We start from the raw sequence: 13,212 nt of genomic DNA, 5'->3' as shown, positions 1-13,212 counted from the left end.
TCCGTCATGAAACTGCTCATCCGGCACCAGACTGTCTATCGCTATGCCCAGTCGGCGGGCCGCGTCGCCATGCGGCTGAAGCTGATGCCCGTCGACACGCCGCAGCAAAAGGTGCGGGAGTGGCGTGTCAGCATCAATGACGAACCGGTCACCGGCTTTCACCTCAACGGCAATGGAGAGAAGGAGGCGGTGTGGATTTGCCATGGTCAGATCGACCATGTCACCGTCGTGGCGGAGGGACTGGCGGAGACGACGGAAACCCATGGCGTCCTTGGTTGGCCGTCAGGGCAGGTCGATCCGCGTTACTTCCTGCGCGATACGCCGCTGACGCGTGCATCCGACGGGATTCGCGATCTGGCCCTTTCCGTGGGGCAGCAGGGGTCGCCGCTGGATCAGCTCCATGCCCTGTCCGCGGCAATCAGGGAAGCGGTCAGTTATCGCTCCGGCGTGACGGCGGCGGACACCGCCGCCGCCGAAGCCTTTGCCCTGGGCGCGGGCGTCTGTCAGGATCATGCCCAGATATTCATCGCCGGCGCGCGGGCGCTGGGGATGCCGGCGCGCTACGTTTCGGGCTATCTGCTGGCGGAAGAAGGCCATGCCCTGCACGAAACCCATGGCTGGGCCGAAGCGTTGGTGCCCGATCTTGGCTGGGTGGGGTTTGATCCGTCCAACCAGGTCTGCGTCACCGAAAGCTATCTGCGCGTGGCGTCGGGGCTGGACGCGGATGCCGCCGCGCCGATCCGGGGTTCGGTCACGCTGACGGGCGATATGTGGATTGACGCGGACGTCCGGATCGCGCAGGCCGAGGAAGGGCTGGAGGCGCGGCAGTTGCAGCAACAGCAGCAGCAAAGCGCGCGCTCGTCCATCCTGAAGAGATAGGCAGGCATTCGGGGAGCCGCAGGGGCATGACATATTGTGTGGCGGTGCGCGTCGACCAGGGACTGGTCATGCTGTCCGACACCCGCACCAATGCGGGCATGGACAATATCGCTCGTTTTCGGAAAACCTTCACCTATGTGAACCCCGGCGAGCGCGCCATCGCCCTCATGTGTTCCGGCAACCTGTCCATCACGCAGGGCGTCAAGACGATGCTGGGGCGCGCGATCAAGGATTCTGCGCTTGATCCCGATGTCGAAACCATCCTCAACTGTCCGACCATGCACCGCGTGGCGGAGATTGTGGGCGACGCCATGTGTTCGATGCAGGGGCAATATCGCAACACGATCGAAATGCAGGGATCGGCCGCCGACGCTTCCATCCTGATCGCTGGACAGCGCAAGGGCGGGAAGCCGCGTCTTTATCTGGTCTATTCCGCCGGCAACTTCATCGAGGCGACCGAGGACACGCCCTTCTTCCAGATCGGCGAACATAAATATGGCAAGCCGATCCTGGATCGCATCATTCAGCGCAAAACCAGTCTGGAGGACGCTGCGAAGGCGGTGCTGGTGTCGATGGATTCGACGCTGCGTTCCAACCTTTCCGTGGGGATGCCGCTCGACCTCGCCGTGATCGAGCGGGATGCATTCGATTTCCGTGTCCGCACCCGTATCGAGGCGGATGACAGGCAATTTTGGAAAATTTCGAAGGGCTGGTCCGCCGCGTTGCGGAAGGGGTTTCAGGCCCTGCCCAATGTGCTGGACTGAACGCCGGCTGATCGCTGGCCTATCAGGGGCAGAGGGAAATCCATGGCCAACTGATGCTTGCGCGAAGGCAGGCGGGCCTTATCTCCTTGCCCACAACGAATCGCAGCTGAAAGACCATCATGACCGCTACCCATTCGACCCGCATGCTCATCCTCGGTTCCGGCCCTGCTGGCCTGTCCGCCGCCATTTACGGCGCGCGCGCGGGTCTGGCGCCGATCGTGGTGCAGGGGATGCAGCCGGGCGGGCAGCTTACCATCACGACGGATGTAGAGAATTATCCCGGCTTCAAGGACGTGATCCAGGGGCCTTGGCTGATGGAGCAGATGCAGGCGCAGGCCGAACATGTCGGCGCGCAGATGGTCTATGACATGATTGTCGATGTCGACCTTTCGCAGCGCCCTTTCCGCCTGACCGGGGATAGCGGCACCGTCTATGTCGCCGACAGCCTGGTGATCTGCACCGGCGCGCAGGCCAAATGGCTGGGCGCGGAGGGCGAGCAGTTGCTTCAGGGCAAGGGCGTGTCGGCCTGCGCCACCTGCGATGGCTTTTTCTATCGCGGCAAGAAAGTGGTTGTGATCGGCGGCGGCAATACGGCGGTCGAGGAGGCGCTCTACCTCACCAATCACAGCCATGACGTGACGCTGATCCATCGCCGCGATTCATTCCGCGCGGAAAAGATCCTGCAGGAACGCCTGTTCGCGCATCCGAACATCAAGGTCGTCTGGAACCAGAAGGTCGAACGCTTTGTGGGCGGCGGCGATCCTGAAGGTCTGGTCGGCGTCGACCTGATCGACACGGTGACGGGCAAGGCCAGCCATATCGAGGCGGACGGCGCGTTCGTGGCCATCGGGCACCAGCCCGCGACCGAATTGTTCGCGGGCAAGCTGCCGATGGACGATGGCTATCTGCTGGTGGAAAAGGGCACGACCCGGACCGCCATCCCCGGCGTGTTCGCGGCGGGCGACGTCACCGACAAAATCTATCGGCAGGCCGTGACGGCGGCGGGCATGGGCTGCATGGCCGCGCTGGACGTGGAGAAATTCCTTGCCGAAGCCGATTTCGAGGCGCTCGCGGCGGAGTAGAGTCGCCTTTGTTCGGTGGCGGTGGGGTTATGATGCGGCCATAACCCCCTCCGCCATGCTGAATTTAGCTTCGCTGGCCTTCGGCTCAGGGTCCGTTTCGCTGGATTGAGTGGAGGTTGCGAGGCGCGATGGATACTGAAGCAAGTTCTGCATGACGGTGAGGGTTATGGCCCCTCATGGCTGAAAACTGGCCTTAACCGCCGATCTTCATCCGCGCGAAGGCGACCAGCGTTCCGAATGTCTCGAACGTATCGCCGTCAATATCCTCATCGTCGATCAGGATGTGGAAGCGGTCTTCCATTTCGGTGAGCAGGCCCGCGACAGCCATGGAATCCAGTTCCGGCAGCGCGCCGAACAGCGGCGTATCGACTTCGAAAGCGTCGACCCGTTCCTGCGACAGGCCCAGCACGTCGCGCAGCAGCGCTCGCGTCAGGCCATCCACATCGTCCATCCGGTCGACCGGCTGAGAATCTTCTGCCCGCATGATGGGCGCCCTCTAATCGTTCCCGGTCTATCCCACAAGCGCGGAAATGGCTGTCCGTGCGGCCGGCAGCCATGTGGAGGCGTGACGCGGATTGAAACAATCGATGCGATGTAGCGTCGCCCGGTCTTCCATCCAATCCTTCTTATAGGGATTGTCGCCCGTGCCATAATCGATGACCGACACACGATCCGTGTCGATCGCGTGGGCGAACATGGCATGGCTTAGCAACGTGCCGGGCGAAGCCTGATCGAAAGCCTGATCGTGCGATAGCTTGTGGATCAGCGCGATGTCGTTTTCCACGGTCCAGATCTGCGTGGCGACCGGCATATCATCCCGTCGTGCAAAGCCCATCCGCAACGTGCCCGCCGCGCTTTCCCGCTCGGCCAGTTCGCGCAGGAAGGAGAGGCCCGGTTCCGCGTCCTTCCAGCTCCGGGCATGGACATGCTGGTAATCGGTCCACAAGGCATCGTTCAGGCGACCGGTTATCTCCATGACAAAGGGATGACCGCGCCCCTTGCGCCTGACCTGGCTGCGAAGGCGTCCGGGGCGCTGCGCCCAATAGCTGGCGAAATCGCGCCCTTTGACGTTCAGCAAATGCCGCCCGCCCATGGGGCGGCGCACCGCGAACCATCCGGCGCGGCGAAAGGCGGACAGCATCCGGTCGGCTTCATCCTGCATCGGATAGAAATCGATCTGGGCGTGACGGCTCAACAGATGGCGAGCGGCTGCCTCCAGCAATTCCGTCTGCAATGGGGGAGCGGGCGAGCCAAGGAAGATCGGTCGCCAAACGAAACTATACCAGTTAGCGAGAGCCGAAAGACGGCGCGCATCGGATGGCAGCAGGAACAGCCAAAGCTCCGCATCCGCCTGCATCACCTGAAGAATATAAGTGGGCTGACCGGCAAAACAGTGGTTCTGGAGCGATTCGAACCAGTCGATCCGGTCGAACAGGCAGGGCGTCGCGGCGCGATCCAGCCGCCCGGCCAGCGCCGGACGGACTTCCGCGAAGCTGCGATATTCCCTTGTGACCGCCAAACCACTATCTCCCCGGCACGCCCCACGCGCCTAAAGGAAAAGTCTGGAGATGAAGTTAAGCGATCCCCTCTATGGCCTCCGCTATGGCGATGGGAAATTGCAGCCTATCGACCATGTGCTGCTGCGCGGTGAGCCCATGCATCCGGCGCTGGACGGCCGTTCAGGCAGCTATAATTTCTCCGAACTGGAGCAAACTTTGGCGCGTCTGGCGGGCTGGCTCGCCGGATTCGGGCTGGAGCGTGGCGCGCGCGTGGCAAGCTGGATCGCCAAGGGGCCGGTGGCCGCGCTGATGCCGCTCGCCGCGCCGCGTGCCGGGTTGGTCCATGTGCCGATCAATCCGCTGCTCAAACACACGCAGGTCGCGCACATATTGGCGGACAGCGGCGCGGCGCTTTTGATCGGCACGGCGGCCCGGCTGGATACGCTGGGCGAGGGCGATGTGCCGTCCGGCTGTCATCTCCACCGTGAGGATGACGCCGCTGCCGGGATGAGTGGGGGAGAGGGGATCGGCCCTTCCGATGCCGCGCCCGACGATCTGGCCGCCATCCTCTATACCAGCGGTTCGACCGGGCGGCCCAAGGGCGTGATGCTCAGCCATGCCAATCTGTGGCTCGGCGCGGTGGCTGTGGCTGATTATCTGCGCCTGTCGCCGCAGGATCGCACGCTGTGCGTCCTGCCGTTCAGCTTCGATTATGGGCAGAACCAGCTTTTTTCGACATGGTATGCGGGCGGATGCGTCTATCCGCTTGATTATCTGACGCCGCGTGACGTCATGAAGTCGGTGGACCGGCGCGACATCACGACCTTGGCAGGCGTGCCGCCGCTCTGGGTGCAACTTACGGAACTGGATTGGCCCCCCGAAACCGCGGCGAAGCTGAAGCGCCTCACTAACAGCGGCGGCGCGCTGACCCGTCCGCTGGTGGCGAAGCTGCGGGCGCTGTTCCCGCAGGCGGATCTTTATCCCATGTATGGTCTCACCGAAGCCTTCCGCTCCACCTATCTCCCGCCCGCGCTGGTGGAGAGCCATCCCGACAGCATGGGTTCGGCCATCCCCTTCGCGGAGATATTGGTCGTGCGCCCCGACGGCAGCCTGACCGATGACGAGGAGCCGGGCGAACTGGTCCATTGCGGTCCGCTCGTCGCGCAGGGCTATTGGCGCGACGCCCAGCGCACGGCGGAGCGTTTCAGGCCCGCGCCGCCTGCGTCCCGCTATGGCGGCACGGCGGTCTGGTCGGGCGACACGGTGCGGCGGGACGGGGAAGGGCTGCTCTTTTTTGTCGGACGGGACGATGCGATGATAAAGTCCGCCGGAAACCGGATCAGCCCGACCGAGATCGAGGAAGCCGCCGTCACGGTCGAAGGGGTGGCGGAGGCTGTTGCGCTGGGTGTGAAAGACGACCGGCTGGGGCAGGCGGTGCTGCTGCTGTTGCGCGCGGGCGATGAGGGTGTAAAGGCGCAAGTGGAAGCGCGGCTCAAGGCCGAACTCCCCAATTTCATGCAGCCCAGGGAGATTGTCGTGCTGGCCGAATTTCCGCGCAATCCCAATGGGAAGATCGACCGCGTGACCCTCGCAAAGGACTATGCGGCATGAAACCGATGGGCCCCATTCCGCCGCATTTCTCCGCCGAGGACGGCATGTTGCTGATCGGCGGCTGTGGCGCGGCCAGCCTTGTCGATGAAGCGGACGACACGCCTCTGTTCGTCTATGACATGGGTATCGTGGAAGCGCAGGTCCGCGCCTTGCGCGATGCCATGCCCGATGTGCTGGCGATCCACTATGCGATGAAGGCCAACCCCTATGCGCCATTGCTGGCACGCATGACGGGGCTGGTGGATGGCTTTGACGTGGCCTCGGGCGGGGAACTGGCGCTGGCGCTGGAGGCGGGCATGGACCCCGCGCACATCAGCTTCGCCGGGCCGGGCAAGCGCGACGACGAACTGACCGCCGCGATCCAGTCCAGCGCGACCATCAATCTGGAGTCGGAGGGGGAAGCACGCCGCGCACTGGCGATTGGCGACCGTCTGGGGATCACGCCAAAGCTCGCCATCCGGGTAAACCCGGACTTCGATCTCAAGGGGTCGGGAATGAGGATGGGGGGCGGATCCAAGCCCTTCGGCGTGGACGCGGATCGCGCCGCTGCGCTCGCCCGCTCGGTGATGGAGGCGGGCGCGGAATGGCGCGGCTGGCATATCTTTGCGGGCAGTCAGGCGCTCGACCCGCAGGCGATCACCGACATGCAGGTCGCGACCCTCGGCCTTGCGGCGCGCCTGTCGGAGGAAGTCGGCGCGACCCCGCCGCTGGTCAATCTGGGCGGCGGCTTCGGCCTTGCCTATTTCCCCGGCGATCAACGGTTGGATATCCGCCCCATCGGCGCGGCGTTGGAAAGCGCGCTGGAAGGGCGCGCAGACATGCTGCGCGACAGCAGCTTCGCCATGGAACTCGGCCGCTGGCTGGTGGGGGAGGCGGGCGTCTACCTGACCCGCGTGATCGACGTGAAGCAAAGCATGGGCGAAACCTTCGTCGTCGTGGACGGCGGGCTGCATCACCAGCTCGCCGCCAGCGGTAATTTCGGCACGGTGGTCCGGCGCAACTATCCGATCGCTGTCGCGAATCGATTCGACATAGAACCAAAGAATGAGCCGGTGACTATCGTTGGATGTTTATGCACCCCTATCGATCGTCTGGGTGATAAAGTCGCGCTGCCACCGGTTAACGAGGGCGATCTGATCGCGATTTTCCTCGCCGGAGCCTATGGCGCGTCGGCCAGTCCTGCGACATTTCTGGGTCATCCCCCCGCGCGCCAGCTTCTGATCGGCTGAATCCGGGATGATTTAAATCCTAACGGTATCTTTACCCTTTGCGGGCATGAGAGAGGCTGAAGCCATGTGCTGATCCGGCCTGCCTCACCTCTTTGGCGGTCGCCAGCGCGTGACGCATAAAGAGGTGAGATTATGGGTTTTCAGCGGATTTCCAGGCTCGTTATCGGTGCATCCCTTTCCGCCATGGTGCTGTCGGGCTGTGCATCGAGCGCCAACGGCCCGCAACTGCCGCCCGCATCCTTCGTCGCCACGGAAGAAAAGCCGGGCGAGGAATATGTCATCGGCCCGCTCGACGAACTCACCATCTTCGTGTGGCGCAATCCCGAACTGGGCGCGAAGGTTCAGGTGCGCCCCGATGGACGCATCACCACGCCGCTCATCACCGACCTGCCCGCCGTCGGCAAGACGCCCAAGATGCTGTCTGAAGACATCAAGCAGGCGCTGTCCAAATATATCGAAAATCCGCTGGTTTCGGTGATCGTCAATAATTTTTCCGGCACGTTCAGCCAGCAGGTGCGGATCGTCGGCGCGACGGAAAAGCCCGCCTCCATCCCCTATCGCGCGAACATGACGCTGCTCGATGCGATGATCGCGGTGGGCGGCCTTTCCGAATATGCGGCAGGCAACAAGGCGCGTCTGGTCCGCTTCGACAAGGAAAGCGCCAAGCAGACCGAATATCAGGTTCGCATCGGCGACCTGCTGAAGCGCGGCGACAGCAAGGCGAATGTCATGCTGGCGCCCGGCGACGTCATCATCATCCCGGAAAGCATGTTCTGATATGGCAGGACTTTACGACGAGCTTCTGGTCATCCTCCACGGCATCTGGAACCGGCGCTGGATGGCGCTGGCGGTGGCGTGGGGCGTGTGCATGCTGGGCTGGCTGGCCGTGGCGCTCATCCCCAACAGCTATGAATCGAAGGCTCGTGTCTATGTGAACACGCAGTCGCTGCTAGAGGACAAGGTCGGCATCACGCAGGTCCAGTCCCAGCAGGACCTGGATCGCCTTCGCCAGACGCTGGCCAGCGCGGAAAATCTGGAAAAGGTCGTGCGCGGCACCGATCTGTCGCAAGGCATTTCCGGCCCCCGCGACATGGCCGCGAAGATCAGCGCCCTGCGCGAGAACATCTCCATCATGGCGCAAGCCGATCCCAGCATGATCGACATCAGCGCCGTGTCCGCCGACAGCAGCCTGTCGGACGGCGCCAATGCCCGCATCGCGCAGCAGGTCGTGCAGAAGATGATCGACATCTTCCAGGAAGCGAACCTGACCAGCGACCGGACGGAAACGAAACAGAGCCTCGCCTTCCTCGACCAGCAGATCGCGCAGCGCGGCAAGCAGCTTGCCGCCGCCGAACAGCGCCGCGCCGAATTCGAACAGCGTTTCATTGGCCTGCTTCCCGGCGCGGGCACCATCGGTCAGCGCATGGACGCGGCCCGGCAGGAAATCAGCAATATCGATTCGCAGCTCGTGCAGGCGCAAAGCGCGCTGACGGCGATGAACGGCCAACTCGCGGGCACGCCGCAGACGCTGCCGGGCGTTGGCGCTTCGGGCGGACCGTCCGCTCTGGCGCAGGCGCAGGCGGACCTGGCCTCCATGCGTTCGCGCGGCTGGACCGCCGACCATCCCGACGTCATCGCCATGCAGAGGCAGGTCGATGCGCTCCGCAAGCAGGGCGGCGGCGCGGCTGGCGCCGGCGGCACGCCCAATCCCGCTTATCTGTCGGTCAAGTCCATGCAGACCGAACGCGCCGCGACCGTGCAGGCGCTGGGCGCCCGCAAGGCGCAGTTGCAGGCCGACCTCAACGTCATGACCTCGCGCCAGACGAACGAACCCGGCATCGCCGCCGAGCAGGAAAAGCTCGCCCGCGACTATGACGTGCTCAAGGCGCAATATGATAAGCTGCTGTCCGACCGTGAGGAAATCCGCCTGCGCGGCGAGGTAAAGACCGAAACCGGCGCCGTGCAGTTCCGCGTGCTCGCGCCGCCCAGCGCGCCCAGCGCGCCCGTCGCGCCCAATCGCCCGGTCCTGCTGATCGGCGTGCTGGTGCTGGGGATTGGCGCGGGTGTGGGCGTCGCGTTCGCCATCGGCCAGCTCAAGGGCACTTTCCCGACCGCCGCCCGTCTGGAGCGCGCCGCCGGCATCCCCGTCATCGGATCCATCAGCCAGACGTTCAGCGCCGGGCAGGCCGTGATCGAACGGCAGAGGCTGAAATGGTTCGCTGGCGCAAGTGGCGGTCTGGCGGCGGTCTGCCTGCTGCTGATCGCCATCGAATTCATTCAGCGCGGCATGGCGTGAGGAGGCTTCATTCATGAACAAGCATAGCTCCCTGTCGGCCAGCGGTTCGCTGTTCGAGCGCGCGACGAAAATCTATGATTTCGACGCCGCGCTGAAAGGCCGCGCCGCGCCTGCCGTGGAAGCGCCCGTGGAAGCGCCGCTCCCGGCTGCCGGAATCGCGCCGGAACTGGCTGTCCCCGCTTTCGAGGAACCGCAGTTCCGCGCGCCCGCATGGACCGGCCCGGTCCAGCATGTGGACCGCGAGAAGCTGGCCGAAGAAGGCTATTTGCTTCCCGGCGGCCCTGTCACGACGATGAGCGAGGAGTTTCGCCTGCTCAAGCGTGACCTGCTGACCCAGCTTCAGGACAATGCGCGGGGCAACCGCATCCTCCTCTGCTCGCCCCATAGCGGGGAGGGGAAGAGCTTCTGCGCCATCAACCTCGCGATCAGCCTGGCGGCGGAAAAGGACCGCGAAATCCTGCTGGTGGACGCCGATTTCGGCAAGCCCGGCATTCCTGACGCGTTGGGCCTGACCGCAGGCCCCGGCCTGATGGATGCGATCAGCAATCCCGCCATCGCGATCGAGGATTGCGTGATCCGGACGGACATTCCCGCGCTGTCCGTGCTTCCAGCCGGTCAGCCGAGCAACAATGACACGGAATATCTCTCCTCCGCCCGCACCGAAATGCTGCTCCGGCGGCTGGCGGAAGGACGGCCCGAACGCATCATCCTGTTCGATTCGCCGCCTTTGCTGGCGGCTTCGGCGGCGGCCGTGTTGGCGGGCCATGCCGCCATCCCTCTGCTCGTCGTCCGGGCGGACAGGACCAACGAAAACGCCCTGCGCGAAGCCGCCGCCATGCTGAAAGGCGGAACGCAGGTGCAGCTTCTGCTCAATGGCGTCCGCTTCGCTTCGGGCGCGCGCCGTTTCGGCGGCTATTATTCCAAGGAAGGCAGCAGTTCATGACCACCCAGCGGCTTGCAGGGCGTGTGCGATGGATCGCATGGGGCGCGGCGGCTACGCTTGCCTGCGCCACGCCTGCTTTCGCCCAGTCGGGCGGCAACGGGCAGCGCACTGATGTGACGCCCTATCTGGGGGTCGATCAGGTCGTTCTCGCGCCGCTCAAGGGCGATGGCGACGTCCTGACCTACACCAATGTCACGGCGGGCGTCACCGCGCAGTTTCAGAGCCGCCGCGTCGAAGCCGCCATCGATGTGCAATATAGCCACCTTTTTGGCTGGAGCGATGATTTTGCCGATCAGGATGTCATCAGCGGCATCGTCAGCGGTCGGATCAATGTCGCGCGCGGGCTTGCCATCGACGCGGGCGCGCTGGGAACGCGTGCGCGGACCGATGGCTATTCGGGCGCTTCGACCTTCGGCAGCAGCGCCACCAGCCAGGTCTATGCGGGCTATGTCGGCCCGACCTATGCCGACAAGCTGGGCATTTTCGACGTCACCGCCGCCTATCGCCTGGGCTATGCGCGGGTGGAGGATAATCTCAACCGGGATTTCTCCGGCGCGGAACGTGGCGGATCGTTCGACGATAGCTGGTCGCACATGCTCACTGGATCGGTGGGCGTCGGGCCGGGCGTCGTGTTGCCGGTCGGTCTGGTCGCGAGCGGCGGCTATAGCCGGGAAGACGCCAGCCAGCTCGACCAGCGGTTCGAGGATAAATGGGGCAGGCTGGACGCCATGCTGCCGGTGTCCCCGACCGTCGCGGTCGTGGGCGGCATCGGCTATGAAAATATCGAGATCCGCCAGCGTTCGCCGCTGCTGGACACGAACGGGGTTCCGGTCATTTCCAACGGCCGCTTCGTGACCGACAAAAGCTCGCCGCGCGCGCTGCTTTACGACTTCGACGGGATCATGTGGGATGTGGGCGTGCTTTGGCGGCCCAGCCATCGCACCTCGCTGGAAGCGCGGGTCGGCCGCCGTTACGGCTCCATGACCTATCAGGGCAGCTTCACATGGCAGGGGCGCGACAGTTCCTTCGCCGTCATCGTCTTTGACGGAATCGACAGCTTCGGCCGCATGATAACATCCGACGTGGCAAGCCTGTCGCGCAGCAATCTCAATGTGATGCGTAACCCCTTCACCGGCGATCTGACGGGCTGCGCTTTCTCGCCGACGGGCGGTGGACAGTGCTTCAACGATGCCTTGAGCGGGATCGCCGAAGCCAATTTCCGCTATCGCGGCGTCGCGATGCAATATGCAAAGCGGCATGGCCCGTGGGATTTGGGCATCGGCGCGGGCTATTCGCAGCGCAAGTTCATCACGCCGTCGGGAGACACCATCTATATCCGCGGCACGAAGGATGAGAACTGGTATGCCGACGCCTCGCTCAACTATGCGCTCAGCGAGCGGGACAGCATCGGCACCGGCGTCTATATCAACTATTTCAATGCCAGCGGCGGCCGCCCCGACGTGCTGAACGGGGGCGCCTTCACCGGCTATTACCGCACCATTTCCCGCCGCCTGACGGCATCGGCGGCCCTTGGTGTCGATGGCGCGAAGGGAGATGATCTCGACACGGTCATCACCGCCATGGGCCAGCTTGGCCTGCGTTACAGCTTTTAAAGGGTTTCCGGTCACGATTGCGACGGGCCGGATGGAGACGACAAGATGTACGATCAGTTCTATGGATTGCAGGGCCGACCGTTCCAGCTCACGCCGGACCCGCATTTCTATTTCGAGAGCGCGACGCATCGCAAGGCGCTGTCTTATCTGGGCTATGGCCTGGCGCAGGGCGAAGGCTTCATCGTCATCACCGGCGACATCGGCGCGGGCAAGACGACGCTGGTCGGCCATCTGATGAACACCATCGACCCGCAGCGGCTGACGGCGGTGAAGATCGTGTCGACGCAGGTGGAGGGCGACGACATGCTCCGCCTTGCCGCGCAGAGCTTCGGCCTTGCCGTCGATGGCCTGCCCAAGGCGCAGATATTGCGTCAGATCGAAGGCTTCCTCCACGCGCAGGCGCGGTTGGGTCGCCGTTCGCTGCTGATCGTCGATGAAGCGCAGAACCTCCCCATTTCCGCGGTCGAGGAATTGCGGATGCTCTCCAACTTCCAGCTTGGCGGGCAATCGCTGCTCCAGATTTTCCTTCTGGGCCAGCCGGAGTTTCGCGACCTGCTGAAATCGCCTCAGCTTGAACAGCTTCGCCAGCGCGTCATCGCCACCCATCATCTGGAACCGATGATGGCAAATGAGGTCGAACCCTATATCGTCCATCGCCTCTCGCTGGTCGGCTGGACCGGCAATCCGCATTTCACCGCCGAAGCCTTTGCCGCGATCTATGCCGCGACGGACGGCGTGCCTCGCCGCGTCAACGCGCTGGTCAGCCGTCTGCTGCTGCTGGGTGCGATCGAACAGCTTGGCGAGATCGACGGCGATGCCGTGCAGGCCGTGATGGCCGACATGGGCATTGACGAGGCTGAACCGGAAGCGGTCGCGCCCTCCGCCCTGGACACTGTGGCCGATCCGGTCGCGCCTGTTGCTGACATCGTTGACGGGGAGAGCGAAGGGCCGGACGCCGATCCTGCACCCGAAACGGAGGCGGAGCATACCGAAGCGGTGGACGTCGCGCCGGCCCGGGAAGCACTCCCTTCCGCCCTGCTGGATGAGATCGCCGCGCTGCGCGCTGAAATATCGTCGCTGCGCGCGGTGCAGGCGCATATCTCCATGACGCCTTCGGTCGACCCCGAAGCGCTCAAGGACTGCTTCACGCTGATCGAGGAGCGGCTGAGCGGCCTTGAATCCCGCGCGCAGGAACAGGATACCGCCTTGCGCCGCGTCCTCACCCTGCTGATCGACTGGGTCGAGCGCGAAGAGCGCATGGCTCCCTTGCAACAGGACGCCGCCGCCTGATCGCGG

The 13,212-nt window shown here is 64.1% G+C and carries 12 protein-coding genes; 10 read left to right on the top strand and 2 right to left on the bottom strand.

Annotated features, from left to right (window positions below; translation table 11 throughout):
* The first annotated feature begins 6 nt into the window (after positions 1-6).
* From LDB26_RS10340 to trxB, 3 genes are all read left to right on the top strand, one after another.
* Positions 7-879, top strand: coding sequence for a transglutaminase family protein (locus LDB26_RS10340; RefSeq protein WP_257538323.1), 873 nt, complete (start codon positions 7-9; stop codon positions 877-879).
* A 26-nt stretch (positions 880-905) separates the two neighbouring features.
* A complete protein-coding gene (locus LDB26_RS10335) occupies positions 906-1,643 on the top strand; it encodes a peptidase (RefSeq protein WP_062066269.1) in 738 nt (245 codons plus the stop codon).
* A gap of 119 nt (positions 1,644-1,762) precedes the next feature.
* On the top strand, positions 1,763-2,725 hold the full coding sequence (trxB, locus tag LDB26_RS10330) for a thioredoxin-disulfide reductase (protein ID WP_062066267.1): 963 nt from the start codon (positions 1,763-1,765) through the stop codon (positions 2,723-2,725).
* Between the two features lie 193 nt (positions 2,726-2,918).
* Here trxB and LDB26_RS10325 read toward each other — a convergent pair whose 3' ends face one another.
* Together LDB26_RS10325 and LDB26_RS10320 are read right to left on the bottom strand one after the other, a co-directional pair.
* Entirely contained in the window at positions 2,919-3,209 is a 291-nt protein-coding gene (locus LDB26_RS10325; protein WP_062066264.1) for an acyl carrier protein, read from the bottom strand.
* Between the two features lie 27 nt (positions 3,210-3,236).
* Positions 3,237-4,244 carry a GNAT family N-acetyltransferase gene (locus LDB26_RS10320; RefSeq protein WP_062066260.1) on the bottom strand — a complete coding sequence of 336 codons (1,008 nt, stop codon included), beginning with the start codon at positions 4,242-4,244 and terminating at the stop codon, positions 3,237-3,239.
* Between the two features lie 49 nt (positions 4,245-4,293).
* Here LDB26_RS10320 and LDB26_RS10315 point away from each other — a divergent pair, with 49 nt between their 5' ends.
* The 7 genes from LDB26_RS10315 (at position 4,294) to LDB26_RS10285 (ending at position 13,206) form a co-directional block, all read left to right on the top strand.
* Positions 4,294-5,835 (top strand): acyl-CoA ligase (AMP-forming), exosortase A system-associated, encoded by a 1,542-nt coding sequence (locus LDB26_RS10315; protein ID WP_062066257.1) that lies wholly within the window; start codon positions 4,294-4,296, stop codon positions 5,833-5,835.
* Positions 5,832-7,064 (top strand): pyridoxal-dependent decarboxylase, exosortase A system-associated, encoded by a 1,233-nt coding sequence (locus LDB26_RS10310; protein ID WP_257538322.1) that lies wholly within the window; start codon positions 5,832-5,834, stop codon positions 7,062-7,064. Before LDB26_RS10315 ends, LDB26_RS10310 begins: the two co-directional genes overlap by 4 nt.
* A gap of 132 nt (positions 7,065-7,196) precedes the next feature.
* Positions 7,197-7,841 carry an XrtA/PEP-CTERM system exopolysaccharide export protein gene (locus LDB26_RS10305; protein WP_062066251.1) on the top strand — a complete coding sequence of 215 codons (645 nt, stop codon included), beginning with the start codon at positions 7,197-7,199 and terminating at the stop codon, positions 7,839-7,841.
* A 1-nt stretch (position 7,842) separates the two neighbouring features.
* Positions 7,843-9,360 (top strand): XrtA system polysaccharide chain length determinant, encoded by a 1,518-nt coding sequence (locus tag LDB26_RS10300; protein ID WP_257538321.1) that lies wholly within the window; start codon positions 7,843-7,845, stop codon positions 9,358-9,360.
* 13 nt (positions 9,361-9,373) lie between these two features.
* Complete coding sequence (locus tag LDB26_RS10295; RefSeq protein WP_257538320.1) at positions 9,374-10,303, top strand: exopolysaccharide biosynthesis protein; 930 nt, start codon at positions 9,374-9,376, stop codon at positions 10,301-10,303.
* Positions 10,300-11,916: a hypothetical protein gene (locus LDB26_RS10290; RefSeq protein WP_257538319.1), complete on the top strand. Its 1,617-nt coding sequence runs from the start codon at positions 10,300-10,302 to the stop codon at positions 11,914-11,916. Before LDB26_RS10295 ends, LDB26_RS10290 begins: the two co-directional genes overlap by 4 nt.
* A gap of 45 nt (positions 11,917-11,961) precedes the next feature.
* Positions 11,962-13,206, top strand: coding sequence for an XrtA/PEP-CTERM system-associated ATPase (locus LDB26_RS10285; protein ID WP_257538318.1), 1,245 nt, complete (start codon positions 11,962-11,964; stop codon positions 13,204-13,206).
* The last annotated feature ends 6 nt before the right edge of the window (positions 13,207-13,212 follow it).

The sequence above is a fragment of the Sphingobium sp. CFD-1 genome (assembly GCF_024611115.1).
Classification (GTDB): domain Bacteria; phylum Pseudomonadota; class Alphaproteobacteria; order Sphingomonadales; family Sphingomonadaceae; genus Sphingobium; species Sphingobium baderi_A.
The sequence above is the reverse complement of the archived record's forward strand: the minus strand, read 5'-3'. Positions and strand labels throughout refer to the sequence as shown.

Excerpts from the sequence above, each read along its gene's own strand:
- LDB26_RS10325 (WP_062066264.1), bottom strand. The coding sequence starts at position 3,209 with ATGCGGGCAGAAGATTCTCAGCCGGTCGACCGGATGGACGATGTGGAT.
- trxB (WP_062066267.1), top strand. The coding sequence starts at position 1,763 with ATGACCGCTACCCATTCGACCCGCATGCTCATCCTCGGTTCCGGCCCT.
- LDB26_RS10315 (WP_062066257.1), top strand. The coding sequence starts at position 4,294 with ATGAAGTTAAGCGATCCCCTCTATGGCCTCCGCTATGGCGATGGGAAA.
- LDB26_RS10340 (WP_257538323.1), top strand. The coding sequence starts at position 7 with ATGAAACTGCTCATCCGGCACCAGACTGTCTATCGCTATGCCCAGTCG.
- LDB26_RS10305 (WP_062066251.1), top strand. The coding sequence starts at position 7,197 with ATGGGTTTTCAGCGGATTTCCAGGCTCGTTATCGGTGCATCCCTTTCC.
- LDB26_RS10310 (WP_257538322.1), top strand. The coding sequence starts at position 5,832 with ATGAAACCGATGGGCCCCATTCCGCCGCATTTCTCCGCCGAGGACGGC.
- LDB26_RS10295 (WP_257538320.1), top strand. The coding sequence starts at position 9,374 with ATGAACAAGCATAGCTCCCTGTCGGCCAGCGGTTCGCTGTTCGAGCGC.
- LDB26_RS10290 (WP_257538319.1), top strand. The coding sequence starts at position 10,300 with ATGACCACCCAGCGGCTTGCAGGGCGTGTGCGATGGATCGCATGGGGC.
- LDB26_RS10335 (WP_062066269.1), top strand. The coding sequence starts at position 906 with ATGACATATTGTGTGGCGGTGCGCGTCGACCAGGGACTGGTCATGCTG.
- LDB26_RS10300 (WP_257538321.1), top strand. The coding sequence starts at position 7,843 with ATGGCAGGACTTTACGACGAGCTTCTGGTCATCCTCCACGGCATCTGG.
- LDB26_RS10285 (WP_257538318.1), top strand. The coding sequence starts at position 11,962 with ATGTACGATCAGTTCTATGGATTGCAGGGCCGACCGTTCCAGCTCACG.